Here is a 21,618-nt window from a genome sequence, read left to right as displayed (position 1 = left end):
CATCTCACTCAGGCTTGGGAGGGCCAAATGTGGGGACTGTCGATCACATTGGCGTGCTTTTTGATCTTTGCCACGACCAGCTTTGGCGCTGAGCTTCCACCATTCCACACTTCCATGTTGTCGGACGACGTCTCAATCTCCCTGACGGTTCGTTCTATTACCGCCTCGGTAGTGGAAGGCTATGACTACGATGTGAGCATTGGACTGCTGGAGCAGAGGAGCAATGGCAGAACGGTCTTTACTGATTATGGTAGTCATGACGCCCGAGTAAGATGCTTGCCGGGCACAGTGTATGTTGGTGGTAAGAAGTATACGCCGCTTCCGACCAACGCGGGTCGGGACTGGAAGGAAGACCTCGTCGAGACACTGTGCGCCGCGCCGGTATCGTAGCAACGTGAGGCACTAGAGCATCCAGACCCCAACTCATCCCGTCATGATCGGAGCGCAGATATGGAACCGAATTCGGAGATTGGATCGGCCGGACCTCACGACTTTCCTGCTATCAGGGCATTGTGCAACGGCTTCCTCGATTGGTGCCGCTCGCGTTACGGCGAAAACGCTTGGTTTGTCGACCGGTACTACACGCCAGAACAATGGGCCGCGCTCTTGGAAAGCCTACCTAGAATACATTCGGCTCCAGAAGGCGAGATACTTGTTGCCCGCCTGAACGGGAAAGTGGTCGGCTGTGTGATGATGCAACGGATCGATGAGCACACGTGCGAGATGAAGCGCATGTTCATCAGCCCCGAGGGCCGAGGCTTGGGGCTGGGTCGCCGTCTCGCAGCGGGTATCGTGCGCGTGGCTGCCGAGCGGGGTTATACTGCCATGCGGCTAGATACCGGCCGTAACCACAACGAGGCGCTGAGCCTCTACCGCTCTCTCGGGTTCAAGGAGATAGCACCCTACTACAAGGCACCTCCTGAACTGCGCAACCATCTCGTCTTCATGGAAGCCAAACTCGCCGGTTAGCTTTCCTGACCTGTGGTGAACTTCACATTGAAACGGCGGAGAAGCCCGGCTCCCCAGCGCGAAGCCGGGCTTGACCAGCTTACTTGACCTGCGTCACGGTCAATTTGCCATCGACGCGTTCGGCAACGAACTCGATGTTTTGGCCAGCCTTCAGTTTTTCAAGAATGGCGGCCTCCTTGACCCGAAACACCATGGTCATGGCTGGCATGTCGAGGTTCTTCAGGTCATCATGCTTGATGGTGACCTTCTGTCCCTTGGCATCGACCTTGTTGACGACGCCTTTGGTGAACTCCTGAGCAAGGGCAGCGCCTGCTCCGGCAAGCGAAATGGCCAACGCGGCGACGAGATTTATCACAGTTTTCATGGAGCTTCTCCTTCGTTGATTACTTAGCTGCGACTGAAACGTCGCCATGCATTCCGGCCTCGTAGTGGCCGGGGATGAGGCAGGCGAACTTGAAGTCGCCGCCAGTCGTGAACTTCCAGATGATCTCGCCGGACTCACCCGCTGCCAGGCGAATTGAGTTCGGGTCCGCGTGCTCCATCTCAGGGAACTTCTCCATCACCTTCTTGTGCTCCAGGATTTTATCCTCTTGGTCGAGCACGAACTCGTGGTTGGTTTCACCCGCGTTCTTGATGGAGATTTTCACCGTTTGGTCCTTGCGAACCTTGATGACAGCAGGCTGGAACAGCATCTTGCCGTCTTCGGTCTCTTTCATGGTGACGCGGATGGTCTGGGTCACCTTCGCCTTATCGCCAGGTTCGCCGACCGCCATTTTTTCCCCATGTCCGCCAGCGTGGTTGCCGGAGGCCCAGGCGGGCGTGGTGAGGGCGGCGATAGCCAGTGCAAGTGCGCAAATTTTCATGTCAGGTCCTTTGTTGCTGAGGATGTGTGTCAGCCGTGTTTCATCGGCTTCGGCGTGATGGTGGTGTTTGCGTCTTTGGCCTTGGGAGCGTCCGGCAGTTCGCCAGTCCACTCCCAGGCCTGGGTCCCGGGCGGGTTCTCGTACCAACCCGGATCGGAGTAATCGTCGGCCGAGATGCCTTCACGGACTTTCACGACCGAGAACATGCCGCCCATCTCGATGGGGCCGTGAGGACCCCATCCGGTCATCATGGGGATGGTGTTCTCGGGAATGGGCATTTCCATTTCGCCCATATCGGCCATGCCTTTGGTTCCCATCGGCATGTAATCGGGCTGCAGCTTGCGGATTTTTTCCGCGACCTTCGACTTGTCGGCACCAATGAAGGTCGGGATGTCGTGGCCCATCGCATTCATGGTGTGATGCGACTTGTGGCAATGGATTGCCCAGTCCCCGAGGTACTTGGCGTCGAACTCGTAGGCCCGCATCGCCCCGACGGGGATGTCGATGCTCACCTCCGGCCACCGCGCTTCCGGCCGCACCCAGCCTCCATCGGTGCAGGTGACCTCAAAGTCATAGCCGTGCATGTGGATCGGATGGTTGGTCATCGTGAGGTTGCCGACGCGGACACGCACGCGGTCATTCTTGGAAACGACAAGCGGGCTGATGTCCGGGAAAATACGACTGTTCCAGCACCACATGTTGAAGTCGCTCATTTCCATGACCTTGGGGACATATGTGCCAGGATCGATGTCATAGGCGTTGAGCAGGAACACGAAATCCCGGTCGACGCGCATGAGCTTCGGGTCCTTGGGATGGATGACGAAGAAACCCATCATGCCCATCGCCATCTGGACCATTTCGTCCGAATGCGGATGGTACATAAAGGTGCCGGACTTCACGAGATCGAACTCGTAGACAAACGTCTTGCCGACAGGAATGTGAGGCTGTGTGAGGCCACCCACGCCGTCCATGCCCGACGGCAGGATCATGCCATGCCAGTGGATCGTCGTGTGTTCCGGCAGCTTGTTGGTGACAAAGATGCGGACACGGTCGCCCTCGACGGCCTCGATAGTCGGTCCCGGAGATTGCCCATTGTACCCCCAGAGATAGGCGGTCATACCGTCCGCCATTTCTCGCTCCACGGGCTCGGCAACGAGATGAAACTCCTTGACGCCGTTGTTCATCCGATGGGGAAGCGTCCAACCGTTGAGGGTTACGACCGGTTGGTAGTCCGGTCCGGAAGTCGGATGCAGTGGAGGCTGCATGTCGGCCGACGCCATTGCCGGAGCGTCCGGCAGGCCCATCGCGGAGGTCTTTGTCCAGGCTCCGGCTGCCATCAGGGCTGCGCCAGCGCCAAAAAGCTGTCGTCTGTTGAACATCTGATTGTCCTTTCTCAATGAACGCCGCCGCCGCTTTCAGATGCCGATGCAACCTCCGTCTCGGCTGTCGCAGCAGACGAGCCGCCGCCGTAAACAGCGGGGGCGAGGTTCGCGTCGGATAGCCAAAAGTCTCGCTTGGCGTTGACGGAAAGCAGGATGGAATTGATCTTGTCCCGAGTGTCGGTGAGCAATTCGAAGGTATTGGTGATCATTCCGTTGTAGGTCAGCAGCGACTCTTCCTCGACCTTGGTACGCAGCGGCACGACGTTGTTGCGGTAGTGCCGGGCGATGTCGTAGTTGGAGCGGTAGGCCTCGTAGGCCGATCTCGCCTCCGAACGCACATTGACGGCTTTCTCCGCCAATTGGTTCGCGGCTCGCATGTAGCCAAGCTCGGCCTTGCGCATCCGGGCCTTGCCGGTGTCGAAGATGGGGATCGCGAACTCCAACTCGCCAGCGGCGGTGGTTTCCCACTTCTTCTTGCCGTCCTCCTCGACTTCGCGTTCAGCCTCGGAGCCCGCCAGGATTTCCAGGTCCGTGACGTAGCGCGTAGCCTCGGTCAGGCCATAGGATCGTGCGGTGGCCTCCAGCTCCAGGCGGGCGACCTGAAGATCAATACGGTTTCTGAGGGCTTCGGCTTCGATTGCGTCGCTCTTGGCAAGCGACCGTGGCAGCGCCGGGAGACTGTTCGGAACCTGGTAGTCGACGTCTGTGCCCCACAGGCCCATCAGTCTCGTGAGTTCCTCCTTGGCAAGACGGGCCGTCAGCCGAGCCTTCGCGGTTTCGCCAGCCAGTTCGGCGACGAAGACATGCTCGCGGGCCTGGCCTCCCTTGGTCATTGCGCCTGTTTCGCCCAGCTTTTCGGCGAGTTCTGACGCTGCGTCGGCGGCTGCTTGTGCTCGTTGTAGCTGACCGACGGTTTCCCATGCGGCCACGGCATTGATCCAGGCACGACGGGTTTCCGCCGCGAGCTGAAGGGTCCTAACGGCAGCGTTCAACTGAGCCTGCCGGAAACGGGTATCGGCGATCTCGATGTCCCGCTTCTTGGTCATCAGGGCGAGAAGGTTTGTGGTGATCGCCCCCTCGATTGTGCGAAATGCCTCAAGTTCCGGCGCACCGATCCCCGAGAAGCCAATAGAAACCGTCGGGTTCAGCAGGATTGTGGCCTGCCAGGCATCTGCCGCGCTGTCGCCGAGGTCGGCGTAGGCTGCCTGCAGGCCCTTGTTGTTGATGAGCGCGACTTGGACGGCCGTGTCGGCGTCCAGCACCTTGTTCCTGCCAAGGATCGCCTTCACCCGAGAGGACGTTGCCTGTGCCTGCTGTTGGTTTTGCACCCAGACAGTCTGCTTGGACGTGACACCACCGACCTTGGCGGAGACCGTGGAAAAGCCCGCTTCCTTTCCGGCGTATTCGGCACTGCTGACGCAACCGGCCAGAACCAGCGGAATAGCCGTCAGGGCCATCGCTCTCTTGATCGCGATCATGATTGGTCTCCATTCTTCGGAGACAGCTGCTCGTTTTGTTGCCGCCATGGCTTGGGATCGACAGGCTGGCGGGCAACGAAGCCAGAGATGGGCGAACGGTACCGAATAGGACGCACTGAGTACGTCTGCTGGACGTCCGCCGACGCAATAACATCGGGAGGCGTGGATGCGCAGCCGCCCACCAAGAGGGGCAGCCCCACCACAAATATGGAAGATTTCATTTCAAAAATCCGAATAGCAGTAATCTACCGGCAGGCGCGGCTGTCGCCACGGCATGCCTTCCGGACCCGTCAGGACGGGCAAATTGCTATTCAGATATTAGGCGGTCGATGCAGGGGCGGCAGCTCGCCAACCAGACTTTGATCGTTGACGAACTGCCGGATCGAAGACACGACGGGTCCGCCAACGTCGTGAGCTTCACAAACAATGCCAAAGCCGCCGCAGAAATCCTTGCAGCACTGCTGTTTGGAGAACTGGTCGTCATCGCCCGTGGGTGATCCGTGCTCGTGTTGGTGGGCGACATCTTGGACCGCCTCATCGTCGCTGGTCACACCATGATCGTGGTCAGTTGCGGCGTGATGGTCGTGCGCGCTAGCGGCACTGGGGGGCGGTAATTCGGGGAAAGCCGACCCATGCATTGCGGCGTTCGCGTTGGACAATGTGTATCCTGCCAGCGATGCGATGATCACCAGCCGCACGAATATGAGCAGTTTGCTCAGTGCGATCCGATACATTTTGCCCATTCCCAAGAGCTACCGCCAAAGCAGCCCCACTTTAATTGCGCCGCCGAAGCTTTCAAAGATTCGCGACGATTGTGAGGCAGTTCGGATAGCCGTCTACGGCTTGCCATCGTTGGAAGGTCAACATCTATTTTGCAGAGCCGCCCGCGATTGGACAGCAATGGGTTTGAGGGAGGCCACCGGCTTTTTGCAAACCACCCCTCCGTTGTGGCCTCCCATATCCTCCCAGGAGAAGAAGGACAGGAGAACACTAGGCTCGAAGGCAGCGCGGGCAATGGGACTTAGGTCCTAACCCGAAGAGCCGATCACTTGACGGTCCAGGTAGCAGGCTCGTCCTTGCGGGGAAGGATCATCCGGTCGATTGAAGCGTCCCGCTTGATCAACGTATGCCAGGCAGCAGCGGTGAAGTGGATCGCGACCATAATCAGGATCACCTTCGATCCGATGACGTGAAGCGGTGCGACGGAGAAGGTCAGATAGCTGGCGACGAAACCAAGTGCGGCTTGACCGATTATCGCGGCATAGAAGGCAAAGTGGAGAGCCTTTGCGAGCAGGTCCGCACCCGTCTGCGGTATCGATGGTGATGGCGGCCGCATGATCCTCAGGAGAAGCCGCAGGACCATCAGCCCGCCGATGGCAATCCCTGCATAGTTGTGGACCAAGTGCTGCAGCACGTCGGCGGCCGACGGCTGCACGCCCATATGCACTGCATGATGGGTGCGCTCAATACTACCTCCCGTCAGGTACTGGACCGGCAGTAGTCCAGCGATCACCCAGTGCAAGGCGATCTGATAACCCCTGTAGCCGTTGCGCATTCGATCCTCCAATTGCCGAGGAGGATGCCGCGACTCTGTAAAAATTGGGTATCGACGCCCGCACTCCTTGGTTGCCAAGCTTCCCAGCCCATATCGCCATCAGGAACAAAATTCTGCTTTCGCGATTTGGATGCGAAAGGGAAATTCACAGTGAGCCGTATTAGTAGCAAAATCGCCCATGTCATAATGGCCCTGGCGTTGAGCTTGATGGTGATCGCGGCGATGGCGATGGCTCCGTCGGTGAACGCTGGCTTGCTGGGCGGGCAGTGCGTGCATGCCTACTCAGGCTCACATGATGAAAAGCCGGATCCGGACACAACACATGTAGGCGCATGCTGCACCGACATGCATTGCTGTCCGCTTATGCCGAGCGTCCTTCCAGACGATACGTCGTTGCAGTTAGACGACATCCTTTTTGCGGGACATAGGGCAGCAAGCCCGCTCTTGTTGATCAGGCCAATCGATCCGCCGCCGAAAGCCTTGCCGGTTTGACGTTTCGATCAACCCAATCGATGGAGAGTCCCGATGAAAACGAAATACCTTGTTACGGCTTTTGCCGCGTCTTGCCTGTCGCTGGCAGCGCTTCCTGTTGCTTCCCAAGAAATGTCTTACCCTGAAAAATGCAAGGGGATGGACATCGCCAAAATGGGCACGTCGTCCGGCGGCGGGATGAAGATGGACATGTCTTCCGGTGGTGACATGAAGATGGACATGCCCATGGATCAGATGGGCGACTACCAGAAGGCCACGATGGAAGGCATGAAGTCGATGCACGACGACATGATGCAGGGGATGATGCAGAAAGACCCGGATGTGGCTTTCGTCTGCGGGATGATCGCCCACCACATGGGCGCAATCGCTATGTCCGAGGCCGAACTGAAGTACGGCGATAACAAGGCGGCGAAGGACATGGCGAAGAAGGTCATCGCGGCGCAAAAGAAGGAAATCGCCTACATGACCAAGTGGGTCGAGAAGGAAGCCAAGTAGGAGCCGGTCGTGCACCACCAATCGGAAGAGATGAAACGTTGCATCGAAACCTGCCTGGCTTGCTACAAGGAGTGCCTTTCGATGGCGATGACCCACTGTTTGGAAATGGGTGGCGAACACACGAAGCCCGACCATTTCCGTCTTATGATGGCATGCGCGGAAATGTGCCGTACGTCGGCACACTTCATGTTGCTCGGCACACCGCATCACAAACACACATGCCGCGAGTGCGCCGAAATCTGCCGGGAATGCGCCGCCGACTGTGAGCGTATAGGCGACATGGAAAGCTGCGTTGATGCCTGCCGCAGCTGCGCGGAAAGCTGTGAGAAGATGGCCGCCTGAGGCCGTCAGGAGGGCCGGGTGACCGGCCTTCCATTCAGGTTCTTTTCGGAGGCTGGGGGAAGTGATTACCCGCCTCTGAGGTCATTTTTGATACGCACCACCGCGCATATGCCTTTGCGGGAACGCCTCCCAGCCAACTGCCCACCGGGCTGCGGGAGTACGAGTATTGGATTTTCACGATCACCCGGCAGCCTTCCGAGATCGGCCTGATGACAAAGTCCATATGGTACGAGTCGATGACCAGCAGCTTCGGCTGGCCTAGCGTTTGCCAAGATTTCCGCCAAGGCGGTTGCCGCTCAGTTACGATCTCTTCCACGAAAAGGCTCATGCCGAGAACCTTGCCGCGCATCTTGACGATGGAGCCGACCACTTGCCCGTTCCCGGCGTCGACGTCGTATTCCAGTGTACTCCCCAGCATCATCAGCGAGGGCTTCTGCATGTGGGCTCCGACAACGGTTGGATCATCAAGGAGCGCGAAGACCTGCTGCGGCGGAGCCAGCAGGTCGATGGTGCTTGTCGCAGCGTCCTCGTACGTCATTACGCGCCATCCTTGTGGTCATGACCTCCGTGACCACCGTGGCCATGGAATAGGTGCATCAGCGGACATGCCAAAAGAAGGAGGTATGGGGCGATGCCAAGAGCGTGCGCCCAATGCTCCCGGAGCATGAAGAACACGACGATGATACCAAGTGATGCCGCCATCAAAATCCAGGTGCGCGAATTCATAGTCCGATACTCCTAAGTCTGAGGGAATTGCCGACGACGCTCACGGACGACAGGGCCATGGCGGCGGCAGCAATGATGGGGGAGAGGAGGATTCCGAAGACGGGGTAGAGAACGCCCGCCGCTATTGGTACGCCAGCAGCGTTGTAAATGAAGGCGAAGAACAGGTTCTGCCGGATGTTGCGCATCGTCGCCCGGCTGAGCTGTCTTGCCCTGACAATGCCTTGTAGATCGCCCTTGAGCAGGGTAACGCCCGCACTTTCGATGGCGACGTCCGTTCCGGTCCCCATGGCAATTCCGACGTCGGCGGCCGCGAGTGCAGGTGCATCATTGACGCCGTCCCCGGCCATGGCAACGATGCGGCCCTCGCTCCTCAATCGCGAGACGATCTTGCTCTTGTCTTCCGGGAGGACTTCCGCCTCCACCGAGGTGATGCCGAGCTTGCGAGCAACTGCTGCCGCCGTCGTCTTGTTGTCGCCGGTCAGCATGACAACTTCGACGCCTTCTTCCATTAGCACCTTAACGGCCTGCGGTGTCGTGGTCTTGATCGGGTCGGCGATGGCAAAGAGACCGGCCAGCGAGCCATCGATTGCCAGGAAGATGACGGTTGCGCCTTCGTCTCGGAGTTCCTCGGCTTGAGCGGTCATCGGCAGGACGTCGACGTTAGCGTCGGCCATGATCCTGTGGCTTCCAAGGATGAGCTTCTTCCCGGCAACAGTGCCCGTCACGCCTTTGCCGACCGGACTATCGAAGTCTTGTGCGTCGTGGAGTGGGAGATTCCGCTCTTGGGCGGCAACGACTATGGCATGGGCAAGCGGATGCTCGCTCGACCGCTCCAGGCTGGCGGCCAACTGCAGGACGTCATCAGCCGCCATGCTGTCGCGAGGAATGATGGCTGTCACTTTTGGACGGCCCTCGGTGAGAGTTCCGGTCTTGTCGACCACGAGCGTGTTAATCTTCTCGATCCGTTCCAGTGCCTCGGCGTTCTTGATCAAGACCCCAAGCCTTGCGCCGCGACCAACGCCCACCATGATCGACATCGGGGTCGCCAGACCCAGGGCGCAGGGGCATGCGATGATCAGGACAGCGACGGCAGCGACCAACCCATGGGCAAACCGTGGCTCTGGCCCGATCAGCAGCCATGCGACAAAGGCGATGACCGCAATGACGATAACAACCGGCACGAACCAGCCCGACACCTGGTCGGCCAGGCGCTGGATCGGCGCACGAGAGCGCTGCGCCTCGGCGACCATCCGCACGATCTGGGACAGCATCGTGTCACGGCCGACCTTTCCGGCCTCCATGACGAAACCGCCGGTCTGGTTCATGGTGCCGCCGATCAGCTTCGAGCCGACTTCCTTTGTGACAGGCATGGACTCGCCCGTGATCATGGACTCGTCGACCGAGCTTCTGCCTTCGAGGAGGATGCCATCGACCGGTACTTTCTCGCCGGGCCGAACCCGAAGCCGGTCCCCGACCACGATGACATCGAGGCCGACATCTTCGTCGGAACCATCCGATTTCACGCGTCGCGCCATCTTCGGAGCAAGATCGAGCAGGGCCCGGATCGCTCCGCCCGTCTGCTCGCGGGCCCGAAGCTCAAGGACCTGGCCCAACAATACGAGGACCGTGATGACTGCGGCGGCTTCAAAGTAGACCGCCACCGCACCGTCGTTCGAGCGTACTGTTTCGGGGAAGATTTCCGGGAACAAGGTCGCGACCGCACTGTAAATCCAGGCGACCCCGGTTCCCATCGCGATTAGGGTAAACATGTTGAGGTGACGGCTGACCAGGGACTGCCATCCCCGTTGAAAGAACGGCCAGCCAGCCCAAAGCACGACAGGGGTGGCCAGAACCATCTGTACCCAGTTCGACGTCTGAGCGCCGAGAAGCGTGTGCAAATTCGTGAGGTGGCCGCCCATCTCCAGCGCCAGGACTGGCAGAGAAAGCACCAGGCCGATCCAGAACCGCCGTTGCATATCGGTCAGCTCGGCGCTGGGCCCGGTCTCTGCTGTCACGACTTCGGGTTCAAGGGTCATGCCGCAGATCGGACAGTTCCCTGGGCCGGGTTGTCGTATCTGGGGATGCATGGGACAGGTATAGATCACCGGCTCGCCGGTTATCGTAGGCGGCGGTGCCGCCATATGTTCATGGTCGTGATGATGGACCGTTGTCACGAGACACTCCGTGTTTTCCGTTGCCAGCTCGCGCGGCCGAACATGGCCACGCTCCATAGATCAAGCAGCGGTACGGGGTGGTCCCAGCGATGGTGGGAACATGACGCCGGTCAGGTGGTCGACGGGTTCGCGGTAGGCGACCTCAATGAAACTCGGAACGTGACGGACTTCTATCGCAACAGCTTCTGCGACGAATACCAGACACTGCAGGGCGCAGCATTGGCCAGGGACACTATGCGGTTTTGAATCGTCGCAATCCTCGTGACCAATCTGGTTGGCCGAAACGTGCGTGTGGGGAACAACGGAGAGGTCGGCTGTGAAGCCTGGCATCACAGGGGAAAGGAAGAGCAGGACTGCGATGAAAACCGCGACCATGACTTTCCGTCCTTGAACCTCGTCGCTAACTCCAACTGGGCTGAATCTTGCCAATGTCTGTAGATAGCTGAGACGCAAAGTAAGACATTGATCTTGATCAAATTCAAGTCGATGCCGGGCCTTGCCGGGTTCGTTCATCAATCCTGCTAGCGAAGGGATGCCATGAGGTCCGGTATTCTCGGTTCATTGATTTTTGTGGCTGTCGCGTCTGCTGCGGTTTGTGCGGATGACATCGTGACCGTCCGGCAGGCGGATATGAAGGCAATCGCCGCTGCCACCAAGTCCATCGCGGGTATGTTCAAGGTGCCGTCAACCTATTCTTCGCCCGAGTTCAAATGGGTAGCCGTGCTTATTCGGGACAAGGCGGGTCAGACACTGATTGACCATTTCGCGTCGGAAGCTGCATCTCCGGCTTCAAAGGCAAAGCCAAATATCATCGAGGAACGTGACCGTTTCGACCGCCTGGCAAATGACCTCAAGTCCTATGCGGCGGCGCTGGCTGTCGCCGCCGAGAAGAACACAGCGGTCATGACCGACAGCATGCGAATGAAGCCCGGCGAGCCGATGGGCGGCGGGCCGCTTGGCACCCATGTCCAGAGCGAGGCCGAGCTTTCGTCCATTCCGGCCGAACACGCCTTCCACCTGATGCTACAGACGTGCACGACCTGTCACGTCAGGTTCCGAATGGAATGACTTCCCTCGATGCCCGTATCCCCGGGAAGTGTTGCTTTTTTGGAGATTTCGTCTCTGCTCCAGGCAGCGTCGCAGCGCCAAGACGCAGGGGACGCGGCGCTTTCGCCGCATCCCGTTGATCGGAAATGAGAAGGACCTAGTCGTCCATTTCCAGAGTCCGATATTCTCCACTTTCGGTGTCGTAGACCTCAATCTCGACGGAACTACCGTTGCGTTGGATACTCTCCACGTCCACGTCGCGATACTCGCCCGCCTCCTGGTCATAAATCTCAATGGTTCGACCAGTTCGCACGAGGTTGCCCTTGCCGATCTCCACCGCGCTTCCCGTTTCAGTATCTACGCCGTCCCACGCAAGAGCGCTCACAGGTAGGGCGAGCAGGATGCCGATCAGGCTGGCGGATTTTCTTAATGGCAATGATAGCCTCCAGTCTTGTGGTCCGTATGACAGCCATTGCTATCGGTTCCACCACCATGTGCCCACGAGTTTGTAAAGCAGGCGAACGTGACAAAAAGTGCCGCAATAGTAAGCTTCATAAGTAGTCCCTCGGCAACAGGTGGTATGAGATGATCTCGCCGCAATACTTGCGGAGTTGCTGAATTTAATGTTTCCCCACCCTTTGATCATCTAATCAATGCTGCACTTATCAGTCGAGTGCATATTTGAGGTTTTACTAACCTTTTAGTTGTCGTCTCTGCTTGGACCGCGCTGTCGGCTGTTCGGTTCTGAGGCCGTTTACCCCGAATGGGGCATTCATGGCCGGAACATCCTCTTCATCGCTTGCGTTGGCGAATTCCTCGATGATCGGGCAGTCTGGCCGTCCGTCGCCGTGGCAGTGGTTGGCGAGATGCTTCAGGGTCTCCGTCATCGCATGGATGGCGGCGGCCTTCCGCTCCAGTTCTGCAATATGCTCCATGGCGATGGTCTTGACGTCTGCGCTTGCGCGAGAGCGGTCCCGCCAAAGAGCGAGCAGTGTCTTCATCTGCTCGACGGAAAACCCGAGATCGCGTGCGCGGCGGATGAAGCGCAGCGTATGGATGTCGTTGTCGGCGTAGGTTCGGTAGCTCGATTCCGTTCTATGAGCAGGCGTGATCAGCTTGATCTGTTCGTAGTAGCGGATCATTTTCGCCGAAACGCCGCTCGCCTTTGCGGCCTGTCCAATATTCATGTTCGATCTCCTTGAATGCGGGCGGCCCTTCTTCGGCCAGCTCGCTTCGCCTGGGTTATGGGTTTGCAGAACGGAGGCGTAGCGCGTTTCCGAGGACGAAGACGCTGGACATCGCCATGGCGGCTGCTGCGAATATCGGCGACATCAGCGTGCCGTTTACCGGGTAAAGCACGCCTGCCGCTACCGGGATCAAGCTCACGTTGTAAGCAAAGGCCCAAAACAGGTTCTGCTTGATATTCCGGATCGTCGCCTTGCTGAGGGCGATAGCCTTCGGCACTCCGTTCAGGTCGCCAGACATCAGCGCGACGTCTGCACTTTCGATAGCAATGTCGGTGCCGGTGCCGACAGCAAGGCCGACATCCGCTTCGGTCAAAGCTGGGGCGTCATTGATGCCGTCGCCGATGAAGGCCACCTTACGGCCGCCAGCTCGCAGGCGCTTGACCGCCTCAACCTTACCGTCCGGAAGGACTTCGGCCACGACCTCGTCGATGCCCAATTGGCGGGCGATTGCGTCGGCGGTTCGTTTGTTGTCGCCGGTGATCATCGCCACTTCCAGGCCGAGCGCGTGAAGCGCGGCAACAGCTGCCGGGGTCGTTTCCTTTACAGGATCAGAGACCGCGATGATCGCTGCGAGATTGCCGTCAATGGCCGCATAGAGCGGTGACTTCCCCTGATCGCCAAGAGCGGCGGCCTTCTCACGGAATTGGCCGATGTCGATACCCGCTTTCTCCAGGGCGCGGTCAGCACCGACCAGAACTTTTCGGCCGTTGACCGAGCCTTCAATGCCGAAGCCGGGGTTCGCCTGAAAGTCGGTGACGGGAAGAACATGAATGCCCCGTTCCCAAGCCGCTGCGGCCAATGCCTTGGCAATCGGATGCTCTGACAGGGTCTCGACGCTGGCGACCAGTTGCAGGACCTCGACTTCGGCATATCCGTCCCGGACCTCAATATCGGTCAGTTCAGGGCGGCCCTTCGTCAGGGTGCCGGTCTTGTCGAGAGCGACGACATCGGCTTCGCGAAGGCTCTGCAAAGCTTCACCCTTTCGAAACAGGATGCCGAGTTCAGCCGCACGGCCTGTTCCGACCATGATCGAGGTCGGCGTGGCCAGACCCATGGCGCATGGGCAGGCAATAATGAGCACGGCGACCGCGTTGACGAGCGCGAAGCTCAATGCAGGAGAGGGGCCCAGCAGGTACCAGCCGACGAAGGTAATCGCCGCAGTGAGGATCACCGCCGGGACGAACCAGCCGGTGACCTTGTCGACCAGGGCCTGGATTGGCAGCTTCGACCCTTGTGCGGCTTCGACCATCTTGATGATCTGCGCCAGCAGCGTGTCGCTGCCGACCTTGGTTGCCTTGAAGATGAAAGTGCCGTTCGTGTTGATCGTCCCCCCGACGACTTGGCTTTCGGCTGCTTTTTCAACGGGGATCGGTTCACCCGTGATCATCGATTGATCCACAAACGAGCTTCCGGTGACGACGATGCCATCGACCGGTACCTTTTCGCCCGGGCGGATACGAAGGAGGTCGCCGACGATAACGTCTTCGATCTGCGTTTCGATGAATTCGTCGTTACGCGATACGAACGCGGTCTTCGCCTGCAGGCCGATCAGCCGCTTGATTGCTTGGCTCGTCTGTCCCTTGGCGCGGGCTTCCAGGAAGCGCCCCAGCAGGATTAGCGTCACGATAATAGCGGCTGCCTCGTAATAGAGGTTGGCAGTGCCGGACGGCAGCACGCCCGGTGCGAACGTGGCCACGACGGAGTAGAGCCAGGCCGCCGTGGTTCCGAGCACGACCAGCGAATTCATGTCAGGTGTCCAGCGGATCAGGTTCGGTACGCCCTTCTGGAAAAAGCGCAGGCCGGGTCCGAACAGGACGATGGTTGCCAGTATGAATTGTAGGTAGAGATTGTTCTCCATCCCGATGGTGTCCATGATCAGTTCATGGACGCCCGGGATGAAGTGAGACCCCATTTCCAGCAGGAAGAGTGGCAAAGTGAGCGTTGCCGAGACCGCTAGCAGGACCTTGAGCTTGGAGATTTCGGCAATTCGGTGGTCTTTTTTTCCAGAAGTCTGCGCCGTGTGCAGGCGGCGGACATCGTATCCGGCATTCCTTACTGCAGCTTCAAGCGCTGGCGTCTGGACAGCACCCGCTGCCACACGGACAGTCGCCCGCTCGGTGGCCAAGTTCACAGAGGCGTCGATGACGCCGGGAACAGCTTTGAGCGCTTTCTCGACGCGGGCAACGCAGGAGGCGCACGTCATTCCCTCAACACCGAACTCCTGTGTGTCGACCTTGGCCTGATAGCCCGCGTCCTCGATGGCGCGTAAGACGGAGCCTGAATCAACAACGTCGTTGAAGGTCACACTAGCGCGTTCAGTGGCGAGATTAACCGAGGCATTGTCCACGCCGGGGAGCGCCTTGATCGCTTTCTCCACGCGCACGACGCAAGATGCGCACGACATACCCTCGATTTCGAACTCTGTCGGTATCGGAAGGGCTTGGCTTTTTTCGAATTGGGTCAGCGCAGTCATGGGGGATTCCTCATTTCACTGCACAGATAGGTAATCCTTCCCATGATGGGAAGGTCAAGGGGCTTCTTTCATCTGTTTGATGTGGATCAACGCCGCGTCACGCCATCGTGTTTACTGTCGCAATCAATCCATAATATGCTGGATGGCATGGCAGGGAACTTGGATCGAAAATTGATGCGTCTTGCCACGATGGTCATTGTGGCCATTGGCTTGGTGTTCGCGCAATTTGCGGCCACCCACGCTGCTCACTGTGCTGACAGCTCAGCTTCCTATCACATTGTGGTGCAGGATCACTCTGCTGCAATAACGGACAATGCCCACCGGCATTCTGAATCGTCGCATCCGGTCGCCGGAAACTGTTGCGTTTCGACTTGCTCGATATGTGCGACACCTTTCTACTCTGGAGGTTCAGAATTCCTGCAGGTGTCTCACTTAGTCGTCTATGGGATACAGGTCTCTCCGTTGACAGGCCACTCGGTGCCGCCCGGGCTCGATCCGCCTCGTATTGGTGTCTGACGTTTCTTCGCTGGCGCATTGCGCCCAGATTCTCGAAACCGGACAACGAATATGTACAGACGCGAATTTCTCACCCGCACAGTGGCTGCGGCCGCCACCTATGCCCTCGTCAACTCTGTCGCCACCCGGGCAGGTGCCGAGACCAATCCTGTGGCGGGATCAACCCAGAAGCTGAACATCGTCAAGAGAACCATCGAGGTAAATGGAAAGCCTGCGAGCGTTCTCGGGTTGACTCGGCCAAACGGCTCGCCGGGGCTGATACTCGATGCTGACGCGGCCTTTGATGTAGAATTGTCGAGCCAGATCGACGCCCCAACACTGATCCACTGGCATGGGCTGACGCCGCCATGGGACCAGGACGGCGTACCGGACAATCCCGCCGCCCTAATCAAGCCGGGCGAAAGCCGACACTATAACTTCCCCCTTGCATACGGCGGGACCCACTGGATGCATGCCCACACGCTGCAAGAGCAGAGTCTCCTTGCCGCGCCGTTGATTATCCACACGGCCGACGACAGGAAGCGCGACGAGCAGGAGGTCGTCGTTCTGTTGCACGACTTCTCGTTCAAATCCCCCGAGGAGTTGCTTGCCGATCTGAAAGGCAAAGGTGGAGGCATGGACATGGGGCATGACATGGGGTCCATGATGAACATGTCCGGCGGTTCCATGAAGATGGACATGGGCAAAATGCCCATGGGCAACGGAATGGCGATGGGAGGGATGGACATCAACGACATCGAATACGATGCCTACCTCGCCAATGACCGCACGCTTGATGATCCAGAGGTCTTCCAGGTCGAGAAAGGCGGGCGCGTTCGCATCCGGCTGATCAATGGCGCGACGGCTACTGGTTTCACCATCGACACTGGAGGATTGGACGCAACACTGGTTGCCGTCGATGGCCACGAGATCGAGCCGGTTCAGGGGCAGCAGTTCCCAGCCACAATGGGCCAACGCCTGGATATCGTAGTGGCGGTTCCGAAGGAGGGTGGCAGTTTCCCTGTCCTTGCGCTTCGTGAGGGCGCACCTCAACGGACAGGGTTTGTCCTCGCCACCCCCGGCACGGATGTCACAAGGATTGCCACAAGTGGTGATGCAAACGGTCCATTACTTGGGCTCGACCTCGAACAAGGTCTCCGGCCACTAACACCCTTGGCAAAACGTCGGATCGACAAGTCCTACGAGGTCACGCTTTCTGGAGACATGACGAAGTACGCATGGACCATCCAGGGCGACGCTCTTGATGTCACTTCGGGAGACCGCGTCGAAATCGGGATCAGGAACATGTCGATGATGTCTCATCCGATGCATCTACATGGCCACAAGTTCCAGGTCGTCGGGGTCAACGGACGACGTGTGACCGGGGCCATCCGCGATACAATCCTGTTGCCGGTGATGTCGACGGTGACTGTTGCGTTCGACGCCGATAACCCCGGCCATTGGCCATTCCATTGTCATCACCTGTACCACATGGCGAGCGGGATGATGACATACATCGGGTACGAGGCCTGATGTCGGCGCAGATGTCCCATCCACTCCCGGGGGCATCTGCGCTTCTTTGTCAAGGCGGGCTCTTGCGCGGCCCGCGAGGACTAGAGAGAGGTGAAGGTGTTCGGGTAACCCGCGTTCTCGATAGCCGCCGCAATAGTGGCAGGGTCGAGAGCCGTTTCGACCTTAGCCGTCCGGGTCGGGAGGTCGACCTTGGCCTGAGCGGTGGGATCGGCGGCTTTGATTGCCTTTTCCACCGTGCCCGCACAGTGGCCGCAGGTCATGTTCTTGATGTTGAATTCGTACATCGAAGGTCTCCAATTCAAGTGACCTGTAACACGTGGCGCTTCCCAAGGTTGGAAGGTCAAGGGGCCACACCGCATTCGTGGCCGAGAAATACACACAGGGAGTCGCTGGCACCCGATTTATGGATGATGGAAAAGGAAAACGAGATGAAACGCAGAGCTTTTATGTGTCTCGCCGCGACCGGTGCAGTTGCCGCTTTGACTGGCCCCGCGCGTGCTTCACAGGTCCAGATGGACCTTTACAAGGACCCAAGTTGCGGCTGCTGTGAGGCCTGGGGTCGAGCCATGGCCGACGCTGATTTCAACGTAGTCGTTCGCAACGAGGATTTCACTGCAGTGAAAGCGAGGCTGGGCATCCCCGAAAATATGCAAGGTTGCCATACGGCTGTCGTTGGCGGCTATTTCTTCGAGGGGCACGTCCCACTGGAGGCCGTCCAAAAGATCATGAACGAACGGCCGCAGATTGCCGGTCTTGCGGCACCTGGCATGCCAGCCGGGTCGCTGGGGATGGGAGATGATCCCAATGCCTCCTACGAGGTCTACAGCCTAAGCAAACCAGACATGAAGCCTACAGTGTTCATGCACATGGGGAAGGCCTAGCGGCCCATAACTGCATGCCATCCGATAAATATCATCGCAGTTCCGAAAAACAGCGCTGCGATGAGGGCGATCTGGGGGTCTGCCTTGATTTTCAATCGGGGGCGCACGCACCGCTTCGGCCGCAGTCGATGGGCACGAACCAGGGTTGGATTGGCGTGTTGATGTTTACGGCGACCCGACGTGGCTCATCCTCCCGTTGATGCAGGGTCGATTTATAAGGTGCTCGGGAGAGGATTCCAATTATCGTGGTCTTGGGACCGTTGACCAGCTGGAGGATTATGATGCGGCTATTCCTTGCATGCATGTTGATCGCTTTTTGGAGCGTTGCAGAGGCACATCACGCACCGTCGGGCTTCAAATACGAAGCGTTCTGCTGCAACGGGGATGATGAAACTGGCGACTGTCAGCCGATCCGGTCGGAAACGGTGCACCCTAGCGGCGCGGGATACCAAATCACCTTGAAGCCCGGCGATCATCGCCTCGCGACCCGCCAACATGTTTTCCTGGTTCCGCAATCGAAAACGCTGGAGTCGCCCGATGGACTTTTCCATCTTTGCTTGTTTCCCAACGAAGATACGGTTCGCTGTTTCTATGCGCCACCGATGAACTTCTGACGACGCGGCGAAAGCAAACTCAACGCTGATTTTATGTCCTTTCACGGGTCACGATATTCGGAAGATGGAGCTTTCGTCGCGCCGGTTCTTCCTGGATTCGCTTTTGCGCAACGAGCAGGCAGCCATACGTCTATCCGAGGTCATCGATGGCAACGGTCAGGACATCCTTTTGGCCGCGTGCGGACACGATCTTGAAGGCATCATTGCCAAGCGCAAGGATAGCGCTTATCGCTCCGGTCGCCTCGGAGACTGGGTTAAGATCAAAAGTATCCAGAGTGACAGCTTCACTGTCGTCGGATACGAGCAGTCGTCGGTTGCGAGGGGAGGGATCGGAATCTACTTCTCGCTGCCCGAAACGGTGGCGACTGGGTATACGTTGGGTCTGTTGGGACCGGCTTTCGCATGAGCGTCGCCGAGAAGCTCCGCTGGATCAGATCAAACGGAAGACGCCTCCGGTCTCTTACAGCGGCAGGCGCAAGAACTTGGTCTGGGTCCAGCCCACGCTTATCACAGAGGTCGTGTTCCGTTCCTGGACGCAGGACGGGAAGCTTCGGCACTCTTCCTATAAAGGGCTGCGTGAGGTGCTAGACAACGCCGCTGTCGTCTTTCAAATTCTGAAGGCTGGTTGATCGCTGAATTGTTGAGCGGCCTGCGTCGACGGCTGGAAGCTACATGGCGCTCCTTGGAGACAAGAAGATTGCGATGTGGCCCTTGGAGCCGCCGTCGTTCAAAGGGCGCTCGCTATCGCTAGGCAGAGCACAAACTGCTTTGGGCAGCTGTCACGTTCGCAGCAGAAATTCTCGCCGGAGCTGGTTGCACGAGTAGGGCCAGATCGTTCTGGGCAGCCATGAGGATCTGACATCAAGGCACACGAGGAAGCCGACGCTCGGGGACCCCCTCGACGTCCAAGGCGGGATGCAAGTTCAAGAATTTCATCATCATCGATGTCGGAATTCATCTCTTTCGTCCGTCCTTGGTAAGAAGGAGGAGTATCCGGAATGACCTATGCAAAAGCCCACAGCACAGACGAAGAAGCAATTGTCGCCATGCTGATGATGCGCGCGACCGCAATCGGGGAGAAAAACGCAAAGCAGGCGTTATCGTTCGACGCAGCCGACTCCGTGGAATTCTCGCTTGCCCCACCTCTCGCGTACTACGGCAAGGATGAGGCCGGACTCCAAGAGTGGTTCGACACCTGGGACGGCCCGATCGGCGGCGATGTGCAGGACGGCAAGCTCACGATCGGCGCGAACGTGGCCTTCTGGAGTGGCCTCGTCCATATGACGGGCACGAAAACGGACGGTGCAATGGTCGACCTCTGGTTTCGCCAGACTTTAGGCCTTGTGAAAAGGGAAGGGCGGTGGCTGGTGGCCCATCAGCATGCGTCCGTCCCGTTTGCAATGGATGGCAGCGGGAAGGCGATGCTCGATCTGAAGCCATAGGAGCTTGGTGTTCTTTCGTCTTGGATTAGGTCCGCTTCGGTGCCGCCGAAGGTCACTGAGGATATGACCCTGGTCCGCAGGCAGAGACTTGGACCTGCTCCGGCTGATCTTAGGGCATCCTTTGTAATGCCAGGAGCCAATATCCGCCTCCCTAAGAAGTGAATAGCAAGCCCCGAGCACAGCCGCCGACATGCCTTAGCTCGCCGCAATCAATTAAATAACTATTTAGATACAAAAATTTCTCATGTATTTTCCTATGGTTAGCATGATTTCTCCGAAATTCCACTGCCTTTCCAATCTTGACAGCCTCTGAGTTTCGCTGTCTGCTTCGACCAGAGGAGACCGCGCAGGGCTCAAGACTGCACGCTAGAAATTTCCAGGAGGACATTGCTGTTATGTTGAGATTTGCCGTCGTCGGGATCGATCATGGGCACACGTTTGATCATGTGAAGGGCCTGCTTGCGGCCGGTGCCGAGTTCGTTGGATACTGCCCGCAGACCTCAGTGCCAGCGCTCTTGGAAAACTTCAAGAAGACCTATCCGGATACGCCGCAGATCGATCGCGATAGGATCTTCGCTGATCCTTCGATCGACGTGATCTGCATCGCCGCAATCCCGCGCGACCGCGCCGGATTGGCCGTCCGTGCGATGAAGGCCGGCAAGGATGTCATGACCGACAAGCCAGGCGTGACGACTTTTGCCCAACTCGAGGAAGTCAAGCGCACCGTCGCCGACACCGGTCGCATCTTTTCGATCTGCTTTTCCGAGCGCCATTGCGTGCGATCCGCTGTCAAGGCGGGCAAGCTCGTCAAGGAGGGGGCGATCGGCACGGTGATCCAGACGCTCGGCATGGGGCCGCACAGGCTGCAGTTGCCCACACGCCCCGCCTGGTTCTTCGATCCGGAGCAGTTCGGCGGCATCATCGTGGATATAGCTTCGCATCAGGTCGACCAGTTTCTCTTCTATACGGGCTCGACCAGCGGCGAGGTTGTCGCAAGCTCGGTCGGAAACTTCGGCATGTCCGACAAGCCGGCCTTTCAGGACTTCGGCGAGGTACTGCTTCGCTCCGAGAAAGCCTCGGGCTATGTGCGTGTCGACTGGTTCACCCCAGAGGCGCTGCCGACCTGGGGGGATGGTCGCCTGACCATCCTTGGCACCGAAGGCTACATCGAACTGCGCAAATACATCGATATCGCCGGACGGCCCGGCAAGGACCACCTCTTCCTCGTCAACGGCACGGAGATGACCCACATCGATTGCAGCGGCGAAAAGCTCGACTATTTCGATGCCTTCGCCGCCGACGTGCGCGACCGTACGGAGACGGCGATGTCCCAGGCTCATGTTTACGAAGTCTGCCGCCTTTCGCTGGAAGCACAATCAAGGGCAGCGCGCCTGGGTCATCGTTGAGGAA

27 protein-coding genes and 1 pseudogene are annotated in these 21,618 nt (G+C 58.5%); 12 read left to right on the top strand and 16 right to left on the bottom strand.

What is annotated here, in order from left to right; genetic code table 11:
* Window positions 1–27 precede the first annotated feature (27 nt).
* Both AF71_RS06265 and AF71_RS06260 read left to right on the top strand, forming a co-directional pair.
* Complete coding sequence (locus AF71_RS06265; RefSeq protein ID WP_169680391.1) at window positions 28–390, top strand: hypothetical protein; 363 nt, start codon at window positions 28–30, stop codon at window positions 388–390.
* 60 nt (window positions 391–450) lie between these two features.
* Complete coding sequence (locus AF71_RS06260; RefSeq protein ID WP_169680389.1) at window positions 451–969, top strand: GNAT family N-acetyltransferase; 519 nt, start codon at window positions 451–453, stop codon at window positions 967–969.
* Window positions 970–1,048: 79 nt separating this feature from the next.
* Here the strand turns inward: AF71_RS06260 and AF71_RS06255 are convergent, their stop codons facing one another.
* From AF71_RS06255 to AF71_RS06225, 7 genes are all read right to left on the bottom strand, one after another.
* On the bottom strand, window positions 1,049–1,333 hold the full coding sequence (locus tag AF71_RS06255; RefSeq protein WP_169680388.1) for a copper-binding protein: 285 nt from the start codon (window positions 1,331–1,333) through the stop codon (window positions 1,049–1,051).
* A 19-nt stretch (window positions 1,334–1,352) separates the two neighbouring features.
* Window positions 1,353–1,832, bottom strand: a complete 480-nt coding sequence (locus AF71_RS06250) for a plastocyanin/azurin family copper-binding protein (protein WP_169680387.1) — start codon at window positions 1,830–1,832, stop codon at window positions 1,353–1,355.
* A gap of 29 nt (window positions 1,833–1,861) precedes the next feature.
* Window positions 1,862–3,211, bottom strand: coding sequence for a copper oxidase (locus tag AF71_RS06245; protein WP_169680386.1), 1,350 nt, complete (start codon window positions 3,209–3,211; stop codon window positions 1,862–1,864).
* Between the two features lie 14 nt (window positions 3,212–3,225).
* Window positions 3,226–4,692 carry a TolC family protein gene (locus AF71_RS06240; protein ID WP_169680385.1) on the bottom strand — a complete coding sequence of 489 codons (1,467 nt, stop codon included), beginning with the start codon at window positions 4,690–4,692 and terminating at the stop codon, window positions 3,226–3,228.
* Entirely contained in the window at window positions 4,689–4,913 is a 225-nt protein-coding gene (locus tag AF71_RS31515; RefSeq protein WP_169680384.1) for a hypothetical protein, read from the bottom strand. The genes AF71_RS06240 and AF71_RS31515 overlap by 4 nt, the downstream gene beginning before the upstream one ends.
* 90 nt (window positions 4,914–5,003) lie before the next feature.
* Window positions 5,004–5,435 carry a hypothetical protein gene (locus AF71_RS06230; protein ID WP_210258162.1) on the bottom strand — a complete coding sequence of 144 codons (432 nt, stop codon included), beginning with the start codon at window positions 5,433–5,435 and terminating at the stop codon, window positions 5,004–5,006.
* 302 nt (window positions 5,436–5,737) lie between these two features.
* Window positions 5,738–6,247, bottom strand: coding sequence for a cytochrome b/b6 domain-containing protein (locus tag AF71_RS06225; RefSeq protein ID WP_169680382.1), 510 nt, complete (start codon window positions 6,245–6,247; stop codon window positions 5,738–5,740).
* Between the two features lie 150 nt (window positions 6,248–6,397).
* Between AF71_RS06225 and AF71_RS06220 the strand changes: the two genes are divergently transcribed.
* From AF71_RS06220 to AF71_RS06210, 3 genes are read left to right on the top strand one after another with little or no spacing between them, the layout of a single operon-like run.
* Window positions 6,398–6,739, top strand: coding sequence for a hypothetical protein (locus AF71_RS06220; protein WP_169680380.1), 342 nt, complete (start codon window positions 6,398–6,400; stop codon window positions 6,737–6,739).
* A 33-nt stretch (window positions 6,740–6,772) separates the two neighbouring features.
* Window positions 6,773–7,234: a DUF305 domain-containing protein gene (locus AF71_RS06215; protein WP_246733592.1), complete on the top strand. Its 462-nt coding sequence runs from the start codon at window positions 6,773–6,775 to the stop codon at window positions 7,232–7,234.
* 9 nt (window positions 7,235–7,243) lie between these two features.
* Window positions 7,244–7,576, top strand: coding sequence for a four-helix bundle copper-binding protein (locus AF71_RS06210; protein ID WP_169680379.1), 333 nt, complete (start codon window positions 7,244–7,246; stop codon window positions 7,574–7,576).
* 34 nt (window positions 7,577–7,610) lie between these two features.
* Here AF71_RS06210 and AF71_RS06205 read toward each other — a convergent pair whose 3' ends face one another.
* The 4 genes from AF71_RS06205 to AF71_RS06190 all read right to left on the bottom strand — a co-directional run bounded on the left by AF71_RS06205 (window position 7,611) and on the right by AF71_RS06190 (window position 10,989).
* Window positions 7,611–8,114, bottom strand: coding sequence for an SRPBCC family protein (locus tag AF71_RS06205; protein ID WP_169680378.1), 504 nt, complete (start codon window positions 8,112–8,114; stop codon window positions 7,611–7,613).
* Entirely contained in the window at window positions 8,114–8,302 is a 189-nt protein-coding gene (locus tag AF71_RS06200; protein ID WP_169680377.1) for a DUF2933 domain-containing protein, read from the bottom strand. Before AF71_RS06200 ends, AF71_RS06205 begins: the two co-directional genes overlap by 1 nt.
* Entirely contained in the window at window positions 8,299–10,443 is a 2,145-nt protein-coding gene (locus AF71_RS06195; RefSeq protein WP_169680636.1) for a copper-translocating P-type ATPase, read from the bottom strand. Before AF71_RS06195 ends, AF71_RS06200 begins: the two co-directional genes overlap by 4 nt.
* A gap of 93 nt (window positions 10,444–10,536) precedes the next feature.
* On the bottom strand, window positions 10,537–10,989 hold the full coding sequence (locus tag AF71_RS06190) for a hypothetical protein (protein WP_169680375.1): 453 nt from the start codon (window positions 10,987–10,989) through the stop codon (window positions 10,537–10,539).
* A 24-nt stretch (window positions 10,990–11,013) separates the two neighbouring features.
* Here AF71_RS06190 and AF71_RS06185 point away from each other — a divergent pair, with 24 nt between their 5' ends.
* Window positions 11,014–11,544 (top strand): cytochrome c, encoded by a 531-nt coding sequence (locus tag AF71_RS06185; RefSeq protein WP_169680373.1) that lies wholly within the window; start codon window positions 11,014–11,016, stop codon window positions 11,542–11,544.
* 136 nt (window positions 11,545–11,680) lie between these two features.
* On the opposite strand, the gene AF71_RS06180 is transcribed toward AF71_RS06185, so the two are convergent.
* The 4 genes from AF71_RS06180 to AF71_RS06165 all read right to left on the bottom strand — a co-directional run bounded on the left by AF71_RS06180 (window position 11,681) and on the right by AF71_RS06165 (window position 15,243).
* Window positions 11,681–11,959, bottom strand: coding sequence for a DUF5334 family protein (locus AF71_RS06180; RefSeq protein WP_246733591.1), 279 nt, complete (start codon window positions 11,957–11,959; stop codon window positions 11,681–11,683).
* A complete protein-coding gene (locus AF71_RS32215) occupies window positions 11,950–12,078 on the bottom strand; it encodes a YHYH domain-containing protein (protein ID WP_169680372.1) in 129 nt (42 codons plus the stop codon). Before AF71_RS32215 ends, AF71_RS06180 begins: the two co-directional genes overlap by 10 nt.
* 137 nt (window positions 12,079–12,215) lie before the next feature.
* Window positions 12,216–12,710 carry a Cu(I)-responsive transcriptional regulator gene (cueR, locus tag AF71_RS06170; protein WP_169680371.1) on the bottom strand — a complete coding sequence of 165 codons (495 nt, stop codon included), beginning with the start codon at window positions 12,708–12,710 and terminating at the stop codon, window positions 12,216–12,218.
* Between the two features lie 55 nt (window positions 12,711–12,765).
* Complete coding sequence (locus AF71_RS06165; RefSeq protein WP_169680370.1) at window positions 12,766–15,243, bottom strand: heavy metal translocating P-type ATPase; 2,478 nt, start codon at window positions 15,241–15,243, stop codon at window positions 12,766–12,768.
* Window positions 15,244–15,810: 567 nt separating this feature from the next.
* Here AF71_RS06165 and AF71_RS06160 point away from each other — a divergent pair.
* Entirely contained in the window at window positions 15,811–17,271 is a 1,461-nt protein-coding gene (locus AF71_RS06160) for a multicopper oxidase family protein (RefSeq protein ID WP_169680368.1), read from the top strand.
* Window positions 17,272–17,351: 80 nt separating this feature from the next.
* Here the strand turns inward: AF71_RS06160 and AF71_RS06155 are convergent, their stop codons facing one another.
* Window positions 17,352–17,555, bottom strand: coding sequence for a heavy-metal-associated domain-containing protein (locus AF71_RS06155; protein WP_169680367.1), 204 nt, complete (start codon window positions 17,553–17,555; stop codon window positions 17,352–17,354).
* Between the two features lie 144 nt (window positions 17,556–17,699).
* Here AF71_RS06155 and AF71_RS06150 point away from each other — a divergent pair, with 144 nt between their 5' ends.
* From AF71_RS06150 to AF71_RS06130, 5 genes and pseudogenes are all read left to right on the top strand, one after another.
* Window positions 17,700–18,152 carry a DUF411 domain-containing protein gene (locus tag AF71_RS06150; RefSeq protein WP_169680366.1) on the top strand — a complete coding sequence of 151 codons (453 nt, stop codon included), beginning with the start codon at window positions 17,700–17,702 and terminating at the stop codon, window positions 18,150–18,152.
* 281 nt (window positions 18,153–18,433) lie between these two features.
* On the top strand, window positions 18,434–18,766 hold the full coding sequence (locus AF71_RS31510; RefSeq protein ID WP_169680365.1) for a hypothetical protein: 333 nt from the start codon (window positions 18,434–18,436) through the stop codon (window positions 18,764–18,766).
* Window positions 18,767–18,806: 40 nt separating this feature from the next.
* Window positions 18,807–19,395 (top strand): annotated as a pseudogene (locus AF71_RS06140) (ATP-dependent DNA ligase); the annotation flags it as partial.
* Window positions 19,396–19,764: 369 nt separating this feature from the next.
* Window positions 19,765–20,208 carry a nuclear transport factor 2 family protein gene (locus tag AF71_RS06135; RefSeq protein WP_169680364.1) on the top strand — a complete coding sequence of 148 codons (444 nt, stop codon included), beginning with the start codon at window positions 19,765–19,767 and terminating at the stop codon, window positions 20,206–20,208.
* A gap of 395 nt (window positions 20,209–20,603) precedes the next feature.
* A complete protein-coding gene (locus tag AF71_RS06130) occupies window positions 20,604–21,614 on the top strand; it encodes a Gfo/Idh/MocA family oxidoreductase (RefSeq protein WP_018856156.1) in 1,011 nt (336 codons plus the stop codon).
* Window positions 21,615–21,618: the final 4 nt, after the last annotated feature.

It is taken from the genome of Rhizobium sp. 57MFTsu3.2, from assembly GCF_012932765.1.
Classification (GTDB): Bacteria; Pseudomonadota; Alphaproteobacteria; order Rhizobiales; family Rhizobiaceae; genus Rhizobium; species Rhizobium altiplani.
Note: the sequence above shows the minus strand (reverse complement) of the source record. Positions and strands in the feature narration are given on the sequence as shown.

Coding starts and splice junctions, on each gene's coding strand:
- AF71_RS06195 (WP_169680636.1), bottom strand. CDS start 10,443: ATGGCGGCACCGCCGCCTACGATAACCGGCGAGCCGGTGATCTATACC.
- AF71_RS06135 (WP_169680364.1), top strand. CDS start 19,765: ATGACCTATGCAAAAGCCCACAGCACAGACGAAGAAGCAATTGTCGCC.
- AF71_RS06250 (WP_169680387.1), bottom strand. CDS start 1,832: ATGAAAATTTGCGCACTTGCACTGGCTATCGCCGCCCTCACCACGCCC.
- AF71_RS06160 (WP_169680368.1), top strand. CDS start 15,811: ATGTACAGACGCGAATTTCTCACCCGCACAGTGGCTGCGGCCGCCACC.
- AF71_RS06200 (WP_169680377.1), bottom strand. CDS start 8,302: ATGAATTCGCGCACCTGGATTTTGATGGCGGCATCACTTGGTATCATC.
- AF71_RS32215 (WP_169680372.1), bottom strand. CDS start 12,078: ATGAAGCTTACTATTGCGGCACTTTTTGTCACGTTCGCCTGCTTTACA.
- AF71_RS06205 (WP_169680378.1), bottom strand. CDS start 8,114: ATGACGTACGAGGACGCTGCGACAAGCACCATCGACCTGCTGGCTCCG.
- AF71_RS06215 (WP_246733592.1), top strand. CDS start 6,773: ATGAAAACGAAATACCTTGTTACGGCTTTTGCCGCGTCTTGCCTGTCG.
- AF71_RS06265 (WP_169680391.1), top strand. CDS start 28: ATGTGGGGACTGTCGATCACATTGGCGTGCTTTTTGATCTTTGCCACG.
- AF71_RS06255 (WP_169680388.1), bottom strand. CDS start 1,333: ATGAAAACTGTGATAAATCTCGTCGCCGCGTTGGCCATTTCGCTTGCC.
- AF71_RS31510 (WP_169680365.1), top strand. CDS start 18,434: ATGCGGCTATTCCTTGCATGCATGTTGATCGCTTTTTGGAGCGTTGCA.
- cueR (WP_169680371.1), bottom strand. CDS start 12,710: ATGAATATTGGACAGGCCGCAAAGGCGAGCGGCGTTTCGGCGAAAATG.
- AF71_RS06260 (WP_169680389.1), top strand. CDS start 451: ATGGAACCGAATTCGGAGATTGGATCGGCCGGACCTCACGACTTTCCT.
- AF71_RS06130 (WP_018856156.1), top strand. CDS start 20,604: ATGTTGAGATTTGCCGTCGTCGGGATCGATCATGGGCACACGTTTGAT.
- AF71_RS06150 (WP_169680366.1), top strand. CDS start 17,700: ATGAAACGCAGAGCTTTTATGTGTCTCGCCGCGACCGGTGCAGTTGCC.
- AF71_RS06225 (WP_169680382.1), bottom strand. CDS start 6,247: ATGCGCAACGGCTACAGGGGTTATCAGATCGCCTTGCACTGGGTGATC.
- AF71_RS06190 (WP_169680375.1), bottom strand. CDS start 10,989: ATGAACGAACCCGGCAAGGCCCGGCATCGACTTGAATTTGATCAAGAT.
- AF71_RS31515 (WP_169680384.1), bottom strand. CDS start 4,913: ATGAAATCTTCCATATTTGTGGTGGGGCTGCCCCTCTTGGTGGGCGGC.
- AF71_RS06245 (WP_169680386.1), bottom strand. CDS start 3,211: ATGTTCAACAGACGACAGCTTTTTGGCGCTGGCGCAGCCCTGATGGCA.
- AF71_RS06165 (WP_169680370.1), bottom strand. CDS start 15,243: ATGACTGCGCTGACCCAATTCGAAAAAAGCCAAGCCCTTCCGATACCG.
- AF71_RS06155 (WP_169680367.1), bottom strand. CDS start 17,555: ATGTACGAATTCAACATCAAGAACATGACCTGCGGCCACTGTGCGGGC.
- AF71_RS06240 (WP_169680385.1), bottom strand. CDS start 4,692: ATGATCGCGATCAAGAGAGCGATGGCCCTGACGGCTATTCCGCTGGTT.
- AF71_RS06185 (WP_169680373.1), top strand. CDS start 11,014: ATGAGGTCCGGTATTCTCGGTTCATTGATTTTTGTGGCTGTCGCGTCT.
- AF71_RS06230 (WP_210258162.1), bottom strand. CDS start 5,435: ATGGGCAAAATGTATCGGATCGCACTGAGCAAACTGCTCATATTCGTG.